Genomic DNA, 18,390 nt, shown 5'->3' on the forward strand with positions numbered 1-18,390 from the left:
AATATAAAATCTTAAAATCTACGACTTAAGTTGTAGATTTTTTTATGTTTTTAAAGACTAATAGTGTATGAAAATTCAATCAATTTACTGAGGAAAGTTACTTTATTAAATATTAGAATATAAGGAAAGGCGTGAGAGGCAGGAAGGACAGGAAAGTTACTAGCATAAAGAATTAAGTTTTTTTCTTTTTACTACAACCTATTTACCTAATTTCTGAATTTAAAATAGTGAAAATAGTTCGAAAATATTGTAAAATGTTACAGGTTAGGGGGATGGCAATAGATGAAAATTTTAATCGAAACAGTTAATCATTTTAAACCGTATTGGAAAGTATTTCTCATTGCTTTTGCATGCTCATTAATTGCTGGCGCATTTGCGATTATTCCGCCGATTTTAACTGGTAAATTGGTTGATGAGATTGTTGGGGGTCCTGATTCAAAAATTATCTTTTATTTAATTTTAGGGATTATGCTTTCATTCTTATTTAAGGTCGGTTTTGAATCATTACAAGAATTTATTCAAGTAAGAATTGGTTTAGATGTTATTACAGATATGCAATTACGTGCATTTACAAAGCTTCAAAAAGCACCGATGACGTTTTTTTCAACTACACCTCGCGGGGATATGTTATATCGGTTAACGCATGATGTAGAGTCTGTTCAAAATTTGAATAATACAGTTATACCACGTTTTATTCAACAAGTAATTGCGGCAATTGCGGCATTTATAGCGGTGTTTCCTTTATATTGGCCAGCCGCTGTAGTCATGCTGATTGTATTTGCAATTTATTTAGTTCCTTCTTTTATGATTGGTAAAAAAGTAAGGAAAATGGGGGCTATAGCTCGTGATATGAGTGCTGATTTATATAATCACACGCAAGAAAGTATTGAATCTGTTCGTCTAGTAAGAACATTTCAAACACAGGATAAAGAAAATAAAAAATTAGAAGATAAGCTGTCTGTTTGGAAAAGATTTGCTATTCGATTGGCTTTAATTGGGAAGGTTAATTGGCGTTTAGGAAATGTGTTTAATAATGGTGCACCAGGGGTCATTATGTTAATTGGTGGATACTCGATCTGGCAGCATGAAATTACAGTTGGTACATTAATTGCTGTTCTAGGTTTTATCCCAACAATGTTTATGCCTGTCCGCTCGTTAGCTGAAAATGCATTAACAATTCAACAAGCAATTCCAGCACTTCAAAGAATTTATGAGTACTTCGACTTACCAGCAGAACAACCTGATGATTTACCGGAATTTGGAGAAGTGAAAGGTGATATAGAAGTTAATAATATTCGATTTACTTATCCAAATTCAACTGAAGAAGTCCTGAAAGATGTTTCATTCTCAATTAAAGCAGGTCAACATATTGGGATTGTTGGTTCAAGCGGTGGGGGAAAAAGTACTTTAATTCAGTTATTACTCGGATTATACGAGCCTTCTTCTGGAACGATTTTTGTTGATCATAAAGATTTATCTTCTCATGATTATCAATCTTTACGCCAAAATATTGGTGTTGTTTCTCAAGAAACGTTTCTTTTAAATAGTACATTAAAGCAAAATTTACTATATGCCAAACCTAATGCAACTGATGAAGAACTTGGGCTTGCTGTTGAAGCAGCGGACTTATCTGATTTAGTTGAGTCACTACAGGAAGGTTTTGAAACGATTGTTGGTGAGAGAGGCCTAAAATTATCTGGTGGTCAAAGACAACGAGTAGCTCTTGCAAGAGCAATATTACGTCATCCTCCAGTATTAATTTTCGATGAGGCTACATCATCATTAGATGGAGAAACAGAGGAAAAGGTACAATCTTCACTTGAAAAGTTAATCCCAGGACGTACAACAATTACAATTGCACATCGACTTGTAACAGTAAAGGATGCGGACTGTATTTTATTATTAGATAAAGGACGTATTGCTGAACAAGGTACACATGAAGATTTATTATCATTAAAAGGTCAGTACTATCAATTATATATGGCACAATACAGTGAACTAGAAAAGGAGAGTGCTGTATGATGCAGAAAAATACAAAAAAAATAGGCGATGGGAAAAGAGTCATAAACTTTCTCAAGCCTCATAAAAAATGGGTATTTGCAGATTCATTTGTCATTGCTTTAAGTCAAGTTTGTGCAGCATTAATACCAACACTAGGAACTGGTTGGTTAATTGATCATATACTCCCAAATCATGACAATGCATTACTATGGGGATTAATGTGGTTGCTTGTAATTGCTGCAATCCTTGATTTAATTTTAATGGTCATTGATGAATATTTTTGTCATCATATTGCTAAATCTGTTACAAACTGGCAAAAACTACGCTTATTTAAGCACTTGCAAATTTTACCTTATTCATATTTTCATCAATCTAAATCTGGTGAATTATTAGCACGAGTTTCTGATGACCCAGATACTCTGCATAACTTTTTAGCATGGGAAGGCTCTACTTTTATGGCTTCTGTGCAAGGAGTATTGATTTATAGTATTGTCTTACTTTGGATTAATCCTTATTTAATGATTACGAGTGTAGTTTTAGGTGTTTTATTTTACTGGACCTCTAATAAAGTCGGAGCTCGTACTAGAATTGCTTCAGCTAAAGCTAGAAATGAAGCGTCACGTTATTTAGAAAGATTACGAGAATCTGTAACAGGAATCCAACTTTCGAGAATTCTTGGTGCAACGGATTATGAGATTCAAAGTGTTGCCGATATCCGTAAATCATTTATGAAGGAATCAATTATCGAATTAAAAGCAAGAATGCAATCAATTGTCGTAATCGGTAGCTATAATGGATTTGCTTTAGCTGCAGTCTATTTTATAAGTGTTTTACTAATTTCAAATGATCAAATCACAACGGGACAAATGTATACGGCAGGGGGACTTGTGACCATTGCGGCTAATGAAATTCAAAGAATGCTAAGAAACTGGCTATCAGTACGTAGAACTGGTCCAGCATTAGATCGTTCTGAAAAATTGTTAGCTGAAGAAGTTTCGGAATTTGAAGTACAAGAGGGGGAAAAATTAAATTCTGTTAATGGGTTAATTGAATTTAAAGATGTTAAATTTGCCTATCCAACGAAGGAAGAATTTGTGTTAAATGGATTGTCATTTCATGTGAAACCAGGGGAAGCAGTGGCTGTAGTAGGACCAAGTGGTGCTGGAAAATCAACAATTGTAGATTTATTATTAGGTTTCTATCCGTTAAATCAGGGAACAATTGAAGTAGATGGTTTACCAATTGAAAAAGCAAATGCAAAGTGGATTAGAGATGCGATCTCGTTTGTTTCGCAAGATGTGCAACTTAGAAATGGTAGTTTAGCTGATAATATTCGTATAGGAAATGAATTGGTGACAGATGATGAAATGATCCAGGCTCTAAAAGATAGTGGATTATCAGACTATTTAAATTCATTACCAGAAGGTCTAGAATCATCAATTGGTGAACGAGGGGCACTATTATCTGGTGGTCAAAAACAAAGATTATCATTAGCAAGAGCTTTAGTTAAAAACTCTCCTATCCTTATTTTAGATGAAGCAAGTTCGGCTTTAGATCCGATTACAGAATTACAAATTAATGAAGCGATTCAACAGCGAAAATCAAAGCAATCTGTCATCGTAATTTCACATCGATTATCTACCGTATTAACAGCGGACCGAATCGTTGTACTAGAAAATGGGAAAGTAGTCGAAGAAGGTACGCATCATTCCTTATTAGAAAAAGATGGCGTTTATTCAAGATTATTTAAAAGAGAAGCTGAAACTGGTGAAAATGTAATTAGTGTATCGTAAAAAGATTAAAAAGGAGTGTTAGAATGACTAATATTTCAGTAAAACTTTACGAAACAAAAGAAGAGTTAAGAAAAGGCTTTGAAGTTTTAAAACAACTTCGTACACATTTAAATGAAGAATCATTCTTTAATTTGTACGAAGAAATGCAAAAACAAGGCTATCAATTATTTGGGTTAGAAGTTCAAGGAGTGACAGTTGCAGTCGCTGGAATTAGTATTTTAACAAATTTCTATAACGGTAAACATGTATTTGTTTACGATTTAGTGACGGATGAAAGTAAACGCTCAAATGGATACGGTAAGAAATTACTAGATTTTATTTCTGAGTTTGGTAGTATAAATGGATGTCAATTAGTAACACTACAATCCGGTGTCCAAAGAATAAATGCGCACCGTTTTTATGAGCATAAAATGGAGTATAAAAAGCTATCTAATTCCTTTAGTAGAGATATTGGATAAACATAAAAACCCTAGTAATTTAGGGTTTTTTCATGCTGTTGAAAAACAACCTTGTCAATTATTTATCAAATTTTCGTAAAGGAGTAGAGTGATGTTGATTTCCATTACAGGATGCTCGCTTTCCATGGGGCGAGACCTAAGCCTCCTCGGCAAGCCTGCGGGGTCTCAGCCTTCCCGCTAATCCCATAGGAGTCGAGCATCCCTCCATTCCAATCAACTTATTCATCAAAAAAATGTCTGCGATAAACTCTAATCAAATAGCCTTTACTTAGAGTAATCTAACTGTGGTATATTAATCAGATTGTAGATCAATTAAAATTGAACATATATTAAACTAAACAATCGAATTTGTTTTCTAAAAAAAGCTCATAATATTTTTAACTTCTAAAAAAAATCATTTCTAGTGTTATTGAAATAATGAAATTGCTCAAACATATTAACATTTAAAGATCTAAAAATGCTAATTTTATCATTATAAAATGTTCACTTAAATTCCGTTTCCCCTATTGAAGATTTTATATTTCAACACTCTGTTAAAAACCCTAATAATTTAGGGTTTTTTATTATATTTATCTAACTTGAATTAGAGACAAAAATCCATCAGTGAAAAAATGGAATTTTAGAAATAGTTAAGAGCCCATACAAATAAAGGGCTCTTAAAATTAAAATTCATTCTGTATGTTATTTTTTATTAATTCAACAACATCTAAAAGATAATTACTTTCGTGAGATACAAACTGATTTTTATCTACTGATTTTTGAATTGGAATTTTTTCATCTGTTTCAGTAATTTGAAAACCATCAACTTCTACGGTATCTCTTAAACCATGTGCGAATTGATAAAATTGATTGAAATCAGCTTTCACTATGCCTGAAACTTCTTCTTTTTGTAAGTTGAAATCGGTAAAAGGTTTATTGCTTTTAAGTAAAAAAACATGGCTCAATTCATGATCATTAATCGTTTCTAATATGATCGAATTTTTAATGATGCCAAGAGGGATGACATCTTCCATTTTTACTTCTATGCCAAGTTCTTCTTTTACTTCTCTTAATCCATCTTGAACTGTTTCAGTAGATAGTAAATGACCAGCAGCAGTAATATCAAATAAATTCGGATAATCCTTTTTTAGATGACTACGGATTTGAAAATAGATGGAGGCTTTGTCTTCTACTAAACTGAGTAACCAGCAATGAAATGTTTCGTGCCATAATCCCTTTTTATGTACTTCACTTCGAGAGGCTTCTCCTATATGATTACCAGATTCATCAAAAATTTTAAGTAATTCTTCTTTCATTTAACTAACCACCTTGTTTCTGATCTATGAACTATGTACTTCATTATAAAATAAATTTTGTCGGATTGAAGTATATTTTTGATTGATCAAGATATTTTTACTATTCCATATCACTAGATAGAAAAAAGGCGGTAACCCTAAGACCGCCGTTTTCCTTATAGCAGTAGCAGCAACAGTATTAAATAAGAATAGGTTTATAAATAGATAAAAGAGTGTATCTTTACATTATTTTAAGAATAGGTGACAGGAGTACTACAAGCAACTAGTAAATTAAATGTTCTATAAGTCGGAAACACGAAATGAGAAGCTTTTCATTTTTAAAAATAATCGACCGCAGAGTTAACTATTTTCTGAAAAGTTTACATTCATCCATAATTAGGTTAATTTAGTATTATATATTTGTAAAAGTTTGTCCCTGTTGAATAATGTTATGATTTGTAGACACTTTCACAAATGACTTCATTAAATTAAAATTATTAGGTGAATTGAAATGAGAATAGCTTTTTTTGACTCAGGAATTGGTGGGTTAACTGTCTTAAATGAGGCACTGAAAAAATTACCAAATGAAGATTTTTTATATTTTGCTGATACACTTCACGTTCCTTATGGTACAAAGTCGAAGGAAGAAGTAAGTGCATTTGTAAAAAAGTCTGTTGAAATGATTATTAAAGAAGATGTAAAAGCACTTGTAATTGCATGTAATACGGCTACTAGTATTGCAGTAAATGAATTGAGAGAAATGTATGATTTTCCGATTATCGGTATGGAACCGGCTGTAAAACCAGCTGTTGAAATGAACAGAACAACTGGTAAAAGAGTATTAGTTTTTGCGACTCCACTTACGTTAAAGCAAACAAAGTATAATGAGCTTATTTCTAGGGTGGACGACCTAAGTATTGTAGACTCATTGCCTTTACCAGAGCTTGTTCATTATTGTGAGGAATTAAATTTTGATGAAAATTTTATGATTGATTATTTTAAAAGTAAACTTTCATTATTTAATATTGAGCAATATGGAACAATTGTTTTAGGCTGTACTCATTATCCATTTTATAAAAACATCTTAAAAAAGATTTTACCTGAAGATGTTCAAATTGTTGATGGAAGTAATGGTACTGTAAAAAGATTAATCCAGCTTCTTGGAGAAAATGGCCAATTAAATGAAATCGGTCAAACAAATGTCAAATTTATGTGTTCGAATAATGACATAGAATATATTGAGAAGACAAAAGAGGCGTTAAGCTACTTGCAAAATGAAAGATAAGAGATAAGCTAAATTTTAGCTTATTTCAGACTGTTGACGAACGCTCGCTTTCTTCGTTGCTTCGCCTGTCTGCGGTGCTCATTACCGTCTAAGGTAACTCCGCTCCTCACCAGGCTTCGCGCCCCGAAAGACAAGCGCTTGCAATCAGTCTGAAAATCAAGTTTTTAGGAATTTGTCTACATACCCAGATAGGCTAGATTTAGCTAATCTTTTTATTATGTTGCTTAATAGAACTATACTTGTATTTACTATATTCTAAGGTATATAAGTAAAAATGGTGCCCTATATAGGCACCATTTTTTTTATTTCTTCAATTTTAAAACAAGTTCTTCATCCGGTGTTACATAAACTGTATTGTTTTGTTCGTATATTACAAAACCTGGTTTGGAACCATTTGGTTTTTTAACATGGCGAATTTCTGTGTAATCAACAGGCACCGCGCTTGATTGACGTGCTTTACTAAAATATGCAGCGATAATAGCTGCTTCTTTTATCGCAGTTTCACTAGGATCCTTAGCACGAATGACAACATGAGAGCCCGGGATATCTTTTGTATGAAACCAAAGCTCGTCTCTACTCGCAAGTTTATTTGTTAAATAATCATTTTGTTTATTATTTTTACCGACTAATAATTGTTCACCAGTAGTAGAGATATATTCATCTAATGTAACTTTTTGTTTATTAGACTTTTGGGCTTTTTTCGATTTTTTCTTTCTTATATAACCCGTCTCCACAAGCTCTTCTCTAATTTCTTCTAAATCACGTGGTGAAGCAGACTCAATTTGCTGAATAACTGTCTCTAAATAATCATTTTCTTCTTTCGTTAATTTAATTTGTTCTTTAATATGTGCGACTGAATTTTTAAGCTTAGTATATTTGGTGAAATAAGCTTGTGCATTTTCAGAAGGTGTTTTTAATGGCGATAAAGGAATGACCATTGTGGCACCATTTTCGTCATAGTAATTAATTACTTCAATTTCTTTCATACCTTTTTGTAGTGCATACATATTTGCAGTAAGCAATTCTCCTTGTAACTGAATTTTATCTGCTTTTTCAGTATCTTCAAGACTTTTGTGTAACTTTTTAATTTTTTTCTTATTTTTGGTCAGTTCATTTTGTAACAGTTTTTCTAAATCGCCGCTTTGTTGTTTTACACGGTCACGTTCAGCTTTACCAAAGTAATATACATCTAACAACTCACTTAAGCTGTCGAAAACAGTTTGTTCGGCTTGTAGGTGAGATAAATTTATGAAATAAAACATTTCTCTTGATTCTAAGCGGAAAAGTGAAGGAGTAAACTTTTTTAATTGTATTTCATTCATGATTTTTTTAAACGAATTATACACATCTTCATTTCCATTATAGACAATTTCATTTGCGAGTAATGGAGAGATTCCGGAGAAATGTTGAACAATTGCTTCGGATGGTGATTGATCACTTTGAGTAATAATTTGATTAAACTCCCCTTTAGAAGTGACCTGAAATGGATCAAGTTTTTCTTGGTTAGGAGGAGAAATATAAGTAGCACCGGGCTGTACTATTCGATGACGATTAACAGCCATTGGTACATGCTTTATACTATCTATTATTATTTGTCTTTCTTCATCAATTAAAAGGATATTACTATGTCTACCCATTAATTCAATGATCAATGTTCGGTATTGTTCATCACCAATTTCATTTCTACTACGAACTTTAATGTTAACGATTCGTTCGTGTTCTAACTGCGTAATGCTTTCAATGATTCCACCATTTAAATGTTTTCTTAAAAGCATTGTAAACATAGATGGTTCAGATGGGGTATCGTAGTTTTGGTTTGTAAAATGGAATCTTGCGTAACTAGGGTGAGCGCTTATTATTAGTTTATGATTGGCACCATTTGCTCTCACAGTAAGTAGTACTTCATAGTTACTTGGTTGTACAATTTTTGATATTCTACCAGTTGTTAGTTTAGAAGCTACTTCGTTTGTCATAGCTCCTGTAAAAAGTCCGTCAAAAGACATATGTATCACGTCCTACTCTTTAAAACACTATTTTTAAAAAAATTATAACTTTTAATCATTATCAATAAAATGATGAGGTTATGAAATGTGAACCAATATCTTTGGAAAATAGAACGTTGATTTCCACTTTTAGAGTACTCGCTTTCCATGGAGCGAAATTCCCTGAGCTTCCTCGTTCCTGTGGGGTCTTGAACTTTTAAATTTAATAATAAACTTTAAAAGACCATACAACCGTATTTTTAGGTTGTCCCTCTAATTTCGATCTTAAAGCTCCAATTAATTTCTAATTACATTCAATATATTTCTCAAATCAACATAATTCTTAAACTGGCTCATATCCATTAATTAAACAGTCAAGAAATTTCTTATGGAATTCAATCATACAATATCTTGATTGGTCTTGTCACAGTTCTAGTTGGTTAAAAGCTAGATTTATTTTCATCATTATATCATTTATTTGGACGAGTCTGAATATGCTTTTATGAGAGGTAAGGGGGACAACTTACCTAATGTTTAATTAGGGGTGAACGCGGGTATGAATTTTTATCGGATGAGAGCGGAAGAAGTCGTGCAAGTAACGAATACAAATGTTTCCTCCGGTTTAACTGATGAGGAGGTAAAGAAAAGGCGAGCAACTTTTGGGGCAAATGAATTAAAGGAATCAGTGAAAACTTCCAAACTCGTTTTATTTTTGAATCAGTTTAATGATTTTATGGTATTTGTACTATTAGGCGCAACGATTATATCAATCTTTTTAAAGGAAGTAGTAGATGCTGTTGCGATTATGGCAATTGTATTAATTAACGGGATTTTAGGTTATTTTCAAGAAGCTAAGGCAGAGAGATCATTAGAAGCTTTGAAAGAATTGGCTGCTCCACAAGTAAATGTTTTGCGTGATGGGCAATTTGTTAAGCTCCCTTCAAAAGATTTAGTTGTTGGGGATATTATTAAGTTTTCAAGTGGCGATCGGATTGGTGCTGATATTCGCATAATCGAGGCATCAAGTTTATACATAGAAGAATCAGCGCTAACAGGTGAATCAGTTCCGGTTCAAAAAAGATTTGAATCAATTCAGACCGATGATATTGGTATTGGTGATCAAGATAATATGGGGTTTATGGGAACACTTGTTACGCGAGGAAATGGTAAAGGTGTTGTCGTATCGACAGGAATGAAAACAGCAATGGGGCAAATTGCAAATTTACTTCAAAATACAGAAACCATTGTTACACCTTTACAAAGACGATTAGAACAATTAGGGAAGATATTGATTATTTTAGCATTGTTTTTAACAGCTTTAGTTGTATTTATCGGTGTTTATCAAGGAAATGAATTATATCATATGTTTTTAGCGGGTGTGTCACTTGCAGTTGCTGCGATTCCAGAAGGTTTGCCAGCAATTGTAACGGTTGCTTTATCACTTGGTGTGCAACGGATGATTAAAAAGAAAGCAATCGTTCGAAAGCTTCAAGCGGTTGAAACATTAGGTTGTGCTTCAGTCATTTGTTCAGATAAAACAGGGACTATGACAGAAAATAAAATGACTGTTACAAATATTTGGTCGGGCGGATCTAGTTATGAAGTATCTGGGAACGGATATGCAATCGATGGAGAATTTACGAATAAAGAGAGAACGATTAATCCAACTTTAAATAAACAATTATTTCAAACTCTTGTTTTCGGATCTATTTGTAGTGATGCACAATTAATTCGAAAGAAAAAAGAAATCGTACTAGATGGTGATCCTACTGAAGGTGCAATTGTTGTTGCAGGTTATAAAGCTGGGATTGACCGTGAATATGTAAATTCGAATTTTACTAGAATACATGAGCTTCCTTTTGATAGTACACGGAAAATGATGTCTGTCGTTGTGAAAAATCGATCAGGTGAGCAATTTGTGATTACAAAGGGTGCACCAGACGTCTTACTTTCAAAATGTAATGCAATTTTATGGCATGAAAGAGAAGAACAATTAAATACGTTTAGACAAAACTCAGTGGAAAGTACAATTGAAACTTATGCAAATAATGCACTTCGTACAATTGCGATTGCTTTTAAACCATTAAATCCAAATTCAATCATTGATGAAAGGGATCTCGAAAGCAATTTAACTTTTATTGGTTTACAAGGGATGATTGATCCACCAAGAGCAGAAGTTGCACAAGCTGTTCAAGAATGTAAAGAAGCTGGTATTAGGACGGTTATGATTACTGGGGATCATAAGTTAACAGCTTCTAGTATTGCTAGAAAACTAGGAATCTTAAGAGATAACGGTAGAGTAGTAGAAGGAAAAGAATTAGATGCACTTTCTATAGAACAGATTCAGGAATTTGTTGAAGATGCTGCTGTGTTTGCCCGAGTTTCACCTGAACATAAATTGAAAATTGTTAAAGCTCTTCAAGCGAATGGACATATTGTAGCAATGACTGGTGATGGCGTAAATGATGCACCAGCCATTAAAGCAGCCGATATTGGAATTTCAATGGGTATTACTGGTACAGATGTAGCAAAGGAAGCTTCAGCATTAGTTTTACTAGATGATAATTTTGCTACGATTAAGTCTGCAATTAAAGAAGGACGCAATATTTATAGTAATATTCGTAAATTTATTCGTTATTTATTAGCTTCAAATGTAGGGGAAATTTTAGTTATGTTGTTTGCGATGTTATTAGCGCTACCTTTACCACTAGTTCCAGTACAAATTCTATGGGTAAATCTAGTAACTGATGGTTTACCTGCAATGGCATTAGGTGTTGATTCAGCTGAAGATGATGTAATGAAAAGAAGTCCTCGTTCATTATCAGAAGGGATTTTTGCCAGAGGTTTAGGATGGAAAATTATTTCAAGAGGGTTTTTAATAGGATTTGTCACACTATTAGCCTTCATTATTTCGTATAATCAACATCCGAATCAACTAGAATACGCACAAACAGTAGCATTCTCTACTTTAGTTTTAGCTCAATTAATTCATGTATTTGATTGTAGAAGTGAACGTTCCATTTTCCATCGAAATGTATTTGGAAATTTATATTTAATTGGTGCTGTTATCGTTTCAATGCTATTAATGCTTGTTGTTATTTACTACCCACCATTACAACCTATTTTCAAAACGATTCCGATCGTGCCTAGAGATTGGTTCTTAATTGGAGGGCTATCATCAATTCCAACTTTTATGCTTGCAGGGGCATTATTTACTAAGAAAAAATAATTTACGAACAAAATGGATAACCATTTTAAAATATGTTATAATTTCTTAAGGTAGTAGAGGTATGCTCTATTACCTTTTCTCTTTTACATATTGAATGAAATTTGGGAAATAAATTAGAGAGAAAATTAGTGTATTGGAAGTGGAACAATGGTCGTAAGTATGACAGGATATGGTAAAGCCATTTTGTCAAATGAACAGTACAAAATACATATTGAAATGAAAGCAGTGAATCATCGATACTTAGAGACAATCGTTCGAATGCCGAGGCAATTATTAGCATATGAAGATGCAATTAAGAAAATTGTAGCTGAGTATACTAGTCGAGGTCGAGTAGAGGTTTTTGTTACAATTGAGGGCTTATTACAACGTTCATTACAAATAGATGAAGGCTTAATTCAACAATATAAAAATGCGATTGAACATCTTTCTGGTAAAGATCAAAATAAATCTATATATAATCCAATCGATTTATTAAAGCTACCTGAAGTTACTACAGTAAGTGAAGTAGAACAAATCAATGATAATTTTGAAGAATTATTATTAACGACTACTGAAAATGCATGTCAGCAATTTTTTGATGTTAAGTGCAAAGAAGGTGGACAACTTAAAAAAGATTTAATAGAAAGATTAACAGCAATTGAGGAATGTAAAAAACAGATTACTGTTCATTCTCCTCTTGTTTTGAAATCATATCGTGAAAAACTCCAATCGAAATTAGCGGAAGTTGAATTAACAGCGGTTGATGAGCAAAGATTATTAACAGAAATTATGCTCTTTGCGGATCGATGTGATATATCTGAAGAATTAGTTCGACTAACTAGTCATTTAGAATTATTTAATGAAACATTACAAATAAAAGAATCAATTGGGCGAAAATTAGATTTTATCGTTCAAGAAATGAATCGAGAAGTGAATACGATTGGTTCCAAAGCAAACTCATTAGATATTTCTAAACAAGTTGTTGAAATTAAAAATAATCTTGAAAAAATTAGAGAGCAAGTTCAAAATATTGAATAATGTAAAAGATTTGTTTATAGTTGCAAAGGTCCGGTAACAATGTGAAGTAGAAGACGAATTAATTTTTTATTAATTGACTCTTAACACGAAAAGAAGTAACAATAGATTGACCTTTAATAAATTAAACTGTCTAGAATTAGAAGGGTAGGGTCATAAATGAGGCATGAAAGAGGCTTATTAATCGTACTTTCTGGTCCATCAGGAGTAGGTAAGGGTACGGTGCGTAAAGCTATTTTTGATAATAAGGACTTAGATCTGCAATATAGTATTTCGATGACGACAAGAAATCCTCGTGAAGGTGAAGTACATGGAGTAGATTATTTCTTTACATCAAAAGAAGATTTCAAACAGAAAATAAATGAAGATAAGTTTCTTGAGTGGGCAGAGTTTGTAGGTAATTACTATGGAACGCCAATTGATTATGTTGAAAAAACATTAAGCGAAGGAAAAGACATTTTCCTAGAAATTGAAGTTCAAGGTGCCTTACAAGTAAAAAAAGCTTTTCCTGAAGGAATTTTTATTTTCTTAGCCCCTCCGAGTATGAGAGAATTACAAAATAGAATTGTAACAAGAGGTACAGAAACTGAAGATGTGATTATGAATCGTATGAATGCAGCAAAAGAAGAAATTGAAATGATGGATGCTTACGATTATGTAGTTGAAAATGATCAAGTTGATTTAGCTTGTGACCGTATTAAAGCAATTATTTTAAGTGAACATTTAAAACGTGAACGAGTTGCAAATTATTATAAAAGAATGATGGAGGCCGAATAAACTATGTTATATCCTTCGATTGACCGTTTATTAACAAAATTAGACTCAAAATATACGCTTGTAACAGTTGCTTCAAAGCGTGCTCGCGAAATGCAAGTAAGTAAAGATACTCGTGTTGAAAAACCAGTGTCAGATAAATTTGTAGGAAAAGCATTAGAAGAAATTAATGCTGGCTTATTATCTTATAGAAAACTTGAAGAAGTTAAAGAAGATTAATATTTAACTGTGTGATGAGGCTGTCCCAAAACATTTGCTAATTTTCCATATGACTAAAAAGGACAACGTGGTGTTTAACACCTCTCCTAAAAGTTTCGTGGTGATTAGAAATGGGGGCAGTCTTATTTTTGTGATAAAATAGCCAAGTAGTTTAATCGACGAAAAGCACTGACTTTAAAAAAGGATAAGTACACCTAGGCATATGACTTTGAAGATCAGCTTTATTGGTGAGCTTTTTTTAGAAAAGCCTATAACATTTATTCAATCATATTTGTGGTATCTTAGACATAGAACGTCCAAAAGACCTATTTTTTGACATATAACATAGAAAGAATAAAATTTGAAAGGGTGAAGGTGAGTGGAACAAAAAAAGATTCTCCTATGTGTTACAGGTGGAATTGCAGTCTATAAAGCAGCAGCACTTACAAGTAAACTAGTACAAGCAGGATATGACGTTAAAGTAATGATGAGCTTATCCGCTACAAAATTTGTGACACCTTTAACGTTTCAAGCTTTATCAAGAAATGATGTTTATATAGATACTTTTGATGAAAAAGATAGTTCAAAAATTGCACATATCGATTTAGGTGATTGGCCTGATTTAATCATTGTTGCTCCAGCAACTGCTAATACAATTGGAAAATTAGCAAATGGTCTTGGAGATGAAATGATTCAGGCAACATTACTGGCTGCAACAAAACCAGTTTGGATCGCACCAGCTATGAATGTTAATATGTATAACCATCCAATTGTTCAAAAGAATATGAACACATTGAAAGAGATTGGTCATCGATTTATTGAGCCAAATGAAGGATATTTAGCATGTGGCTATGTAGGAAAAGGTAGATTAGCAGAGCCAGAAGAAATCGTTCAATTCGTGAATGATCATTTCCAAAGAGAAGTTGGTTTATTAAAAGGTAAAAAAATTATTATTTCCGCTGGCCCAACAGTTGAAAAAATTGATCCGGTTCGCTTTGTTTCCAATCATTCAACGGGAAAGATGGGCTATAGTATTGCAGAAGTTGCAGTTTCTTTAGGAGCAGAAGTAATTCTCGTTTCTGGACCAACAAATTTAACTCCACCTGAAGGGTGTAAATTTATCCAAACCGAATCGGCTGAGGAAATGTTTGAAGCGATTTGGTCTTATTATAATGAAGCGGATGTTGTAATAAAAACAGCAGCAGTTGCGGATTATACTCCTTCAATTACTTATGATCAAAAAGTTAAAAAAGCTGATGGTGATCTTTCAATTGCTTTTAAACGTACGAAAGATATTCTTCTAACTTTAGGTCAACATAAAACACATCAAATTTTAGTAGGGTTTGCTGCAGAAACTGATCAAGTAGATGAGTATGCAAAAAGTAAACTTTTAAAGAAAAATGCTGATATGATTGTTGCTAATGATGTAACAAAAGCAGGGGCTGGTTTTGGATCTGATACGAATATTGTCACCATTTTTAAGCGTAATGGTGAAGTTAAGCCACTTCCTAAAATGAGTAAAAAAGAAGTAGCAGAAGAATTACTACTTGAAGTTCATCACTTATTAAATGAGGTAGAAAGATGACATACGCATCAGTTTTAGTTGATGTATCAGTCAGACAAACAGACCGTCCTTTTGATTATAAAGTACCAACTAGATGGCAGGATGCAATACAACCTGGAATGCGAGTAATTGTTCCATTTGGGCCTAGGAAAGTACAAGGATTCGTATTGTCTATAAAAGAAACAACGAATGTAGAGAAGGTTAAAGAAATTGAAGAAGTTCTTGATGTCATGCCAGTTTTAACAGAAGAACTTCTTCTTTTAGGTTCTTATCTATCTCAAAAAACACTTTGTTTTTTCATTTCTGCATATCAAGCAATGCTTCCGACAGCTATTAAAGCTGTATATAAAAAACATGTTCAAGTAACATCTGAAGAAGCATTAGATCAATTAGTTCCTGAATTAGCAAATCTATTTTCGATCGTAAAAAGAAGAGAATGGACTGAAATAGAAAGTCTAGTTAGTAAAATTTCATTAGTTCAACGAGCAATTAAAGAAGGATTGCTTGAAATTGAATATGAAGTGAAAAATAAAGCAAATAAAAAAACAGAACGTGTAGTGTCACTATTAAAGGTATTAGACCAAGAATTACCTATCATCAAATCTCCACAACAAAAAGACATTATTGAATACTTACGTATGAATGGTCAAACAAGTGTCAAGGAGTTAAAAGAATGTCTTGGCATCACTGATTCACCTATTAAGACATTAGAGAAAAATGAGGTAATTTCAATTAAAACAGTTGAAGTTTATCGTGATCCTTATGAAGGTAGGGAAATTGAACGTTCTAAGCCTTTACCACTAATAGAAGAACAACAGATTGCATTTGAGCAAATCGTTTCTTCATTTCATGAAAGAAAGAATAAGATTCATCTTTTACATGGGGTAACAGGTAGTGGAAAGACAGAAGTTTATTTGCAAGCCATTCAAGAGGTCCTAACTGAAGGGAAAGAAGCAATCGTATTAGTACCAGAAATTTCACTTACCCCACAGATTGTAGGTCGTTTTAAAAGTAGATTTGGAAATGATGTTGCAGTACTACATAGCGGTCTATCTATTGGTGAGAAATATGATGAATGGAGAAAGATTCAGAGAAAAGAAGTTAAGGTAGTAGTGGGTGCCCGCTCAGCTATCTTTGCACCATTTGAAAACATTGGCATGATTATCATTGATGAAGAACATGAGACAACTTATAAACAAGATGAACATCCAAGATATCATGCAAGAGATATTGCAATTTGGAGAGGAGAATATCATCATTGTCCGATCGTTTTAGGAAGTGCAACTCCTACACTAGAATCATTTGCTAGAGCTGGTAAAGGTGTTTATGAGTTAAATACAATGTCTAAAAGGGTTAATCAAGGCCCATTACCTGAAGTGGAAATAGTCGATATGAGAGAGCAGTTAAGAATCGGTAATCGTACGATGTTTTCTACAGCTTTACATGAAAAAATATTGGATCGATTAGAGAAGAAGGAACAAATCATCTTATTTTTAAACCGTCGAGGCTATTCTTCGTTTGTAATGTGTAGGGATTGTGGTTACACAATTCAGTGCCCCCATTGCGAGGTTTCCTTAACTTATCATAAACATAACAATCATCTAAAATGTCATTATTGCGGATATGAAACGTATATGCCAAAACAATGTCCATCTTGCCAAAGTGAACATATTCGATTTTTTGGAACTGGAACGCAAAAGGTAGAGGAAGCTATTACAAAAACGTACCCAGAAGCACGAGTCATCAGGATGGATAATGATACGACTAGTCGTAAAGGTGCCCACGAAAAAATGCTTAATCAATTTGGTAACGGTGAGGCAGATATATTACTTGGTACACAGATGATTGCAAAAGGACTTGATTTTCCAAATGTTACATTGGTTGGTGTATTAGCTGCAGATAGTTCACTTCATTTACCTGATTTCAGAGCAAGTGAGCGAACATTTAGCTTATTGACACAAGTAAGCGGAAGAGCTGGACGTCATGAAAAACCTGGTGAAGTAGTTATACAAACATATTCACCAGAGCATTATAGTATTGAATTAGCTAAAACACAGGACTTTGTAGCGTTTTATGAAGAAGAAATGAAAATAAGACGCTCATTTCGATATCCACCTTTTTATTATTTAGTTTTAATTTCAATAGCACATAATGATTTGATAAAAACAGTAAAAGTAAGCGAACAAATTGCAGGCTATTTAAGAGAGTACTTATCAGAAGGATCAATCGTACTCGGACCAGTAGCATCACCAATCGCAAAAATAAAAGACCATTTTCGATATCAATGTGTGATAAAATACAAATCTGAACCTGCACTCTATGACGTGCTAAACCGAATCCAACAATACTACCAAGACGAAACAGACAAAGGCAAACTACAATTAACAATCGACTTTCAACCTACTATGTTTATGTAACGAAAAGCGGAAGGCGTTTGTTCAGCCCCGACAAGTATAAGACAAAGACCGAGAAAGGTTGGTCTTTAACCTTTATTGGGCTTTGGCTTATGACCTCGAGGGGCTAACGCCTGGAGCTAGACAGAACGAAAAGTGGAGGCGACTGGTCAGCCCCAACACCTCGAGGGGCTAGGAGCCGGAACTAGACAGAACGAAAAGTGGAGGCGACTGGTCAGCCCCGACACCTCGAGGGGCTAACGCCTGGAGCCTAGACAGAACGAAAAGTGGAGGCGACTGGTTAGCCCCGACACCTCGAAGGGCTAATGCCTGGAGCTAAGACAGTCTAAAAAGTGGAGGCTACTAGTCAGCCCCAACAAACATAAGTCGAAGGTCGTTTTTAGAAAATAAATTTATCGTACAAT

At 33.6% G+C, this 18,390-nt stretch carries 12 protein-coding genes; 10 read left to right on the forward strand and 2 right to left on the reverse strand.

Features of this window, described 5'->3' with window-relative positions; all coding sequences use genetic code 11:
* Window positions 1-282 precede the first annotated feature (282 nt).
* From ACFVRR_RS02780 to ACFVRR_RS02790, 3 genes are read left to right on the forward strand one after another with little or no spacing between them, the layout of a single operon-like run.
* Window positions 283-2,022: an ABC transporter ATP-binding protein gene (locus ACFVRR_RS02780; RefSeq protein ID WP_387324422.1), complete on the forward strand. Its 1,740-nt coding sequence runs from the start codon at window positions 283-285 to the stop codon at window positions 2,020-2,022.
* A complete protein-coding gene (locus ACFVRR_RS02785) occupies window positions 2,019-3,794 on the forward strand; it encodes an ABC transporter ATP-binding protein (protein ID WP_387324425.1) in 1,776 nt (591 codons plus the stop codon). The genes ACFVRR_RS02780 and ACFVRR_RS02785 overlap by 4 nt, the downstream gene beginning before the upstream one ends.
* Before the next feature lie 23 nt (window positions 3,795-3,817).
* Window positions 3,818-4,252 (forward strand): GNAT family N-acetyltransferase, encoded by a 435-nt coding sequence (locus ACFVRR_RS02790; RefSeq protein ID WP_387324428.1) that lies wholly within the window; start codon window positions 3,818-3,820, stop codon window positions 4,250-4,252.
* Between the two features lie 662 nt (window positions 4,253-4,914).
* Here the strand turns inward: ACFVRR_RS02790 and ACFVRR_RS02795 are convergent.
* Window positions 4,915-5,547 (reverse strand): NUDIX hydrolase, encoded by a 633-nt coding sequence (locus ACFVRR_RS02795; RefSeq protein ID WP_387324430.1) that lies wholly within the window; start codon window positions 5,545-5,547, stop codon window positions 4,915-4,917.
* Window positions 5,548-6,037: 490 nt separating this feature from the next.
* Here ACFVRR_RS02795 and murI point away from each other — a divergent pair, with 490 nt between their 5' ends.
* On the forward strand, window positions 6,038-6,811 hold the full coding sequence (gene murI, locus ACFVRR_RS02800) for a glutamate racemase (protein ID WP_387324433.1): 774 nt from the start codon (window positions 6,038-6,040) through the stop codon (window positions 6,809-6,811).
* Between the two features lie 302 nt (window positions 6,812-7,113).
* On the opposite strand, the gene ACFVRR_RS02805 is transcribed toward murI, so the two are convergent.
* Complete coding sequence (locus tag ACFVRR_RS02805; protein ID WP_387324436.1) at window positions 7,114-8,814, reverse strand: Rqc2 family fibronectin-binding protein; 1,701 nt, start codon at window positions 8,812-8,814, stop codon at window positions 7,114-7,116.
* Window positions 8,815-9,349: 535 nt separating this feature from the next.
* Here ACFVRR_RS02805 and ACFVRR_RS02810 point away from each other — a divergent pair.
* From ACFVRR_RS02810 to priA, 6 genes are all read left to right on the forward strand, one after another.
* Window positions 9,350-12,022 (forward strand): calcium-translocating P-type ATPase, SERCA-type, encoded by a 2,673-nt coding sequence (locus tag ACFVRR_RS02810; protein ID WP_387324438.1) that lies wholly within the window; start codon window positions 9,350-9,352, stop codon window positions 12,020-12,022.
* Window positions 12,023-12,169: 147 nt separating this feature from the next.
* Window positions 12,170-13,039 (forward strand): YicC/YloC family endoribonuclease, encoded by an 870-nt coding sequence (locus ACFVRR_RS02815; RefSeq protein ID WP_387324441.1) that lies wholly within the window; start codon window positions 12,170-12,172, stop codon window positions 13,037-13,039.
* A gap of 156 nt (window positions 13,040-13,195) precedes the next feature.
* Entirely contained in the window at window positions 13,196-13,813 is a 618-nt protein-coding gene (gene gmk, locus ACFVRR_RS02820) for a guanylate kinase (protein WP_069034530.1), read from the forward strand.
* Between the two features lie 3 nt (window positions 13,814-13,816).
* Entirely contained in the window at window positions 13,817-14,029 is a 213-nt protein-coding gene (rpoZ, locus tag ACFVRR_RS02825; protein ID WP_129689168.1) for a DNA-directed RNA polymerase subunit omega, read from the forward strand.
* A gap of 358 nt (window positions 14,030-14,387) precedes the next feature.
* A complete protein-coding gene (coaBC, locus tag ACFVRR_RS02830) occupies window positions 14,388-15,593 on the forward strand; it encodes a bifunctional phosphopantothenoylcysteine decarboxylase/phosphopantothenate--cysteine ligase CoaBC (RefSeq protein WP_387324445.1) in 1,206 nt (401 codons plus the stop codon).
* Entirely contained in the window at window positions 15,590-17,989 is a 2,400-nt protein-coding gene (gene priA, locus ACFVRR_RS02835) for a primosomal protein N' (RefSeq protein WP_387324448.1), read from the forward strand. The genes coaBC and priA overlap by 4 nt, the downstream gene beginning before the upstream one ends.
* The last annotated feature ends 401 nt before the right edge of the window (window positions 17,990-18,390 follow it).

Source organism: Gottfriedia sp. NPDC057948 (assembly GCF_042887255.1).
Taxonomy (GTDB): Bacteria; Bacillota; Bacilli; order Bacillales; family Bacillaceae_G; genus Gottfriedia.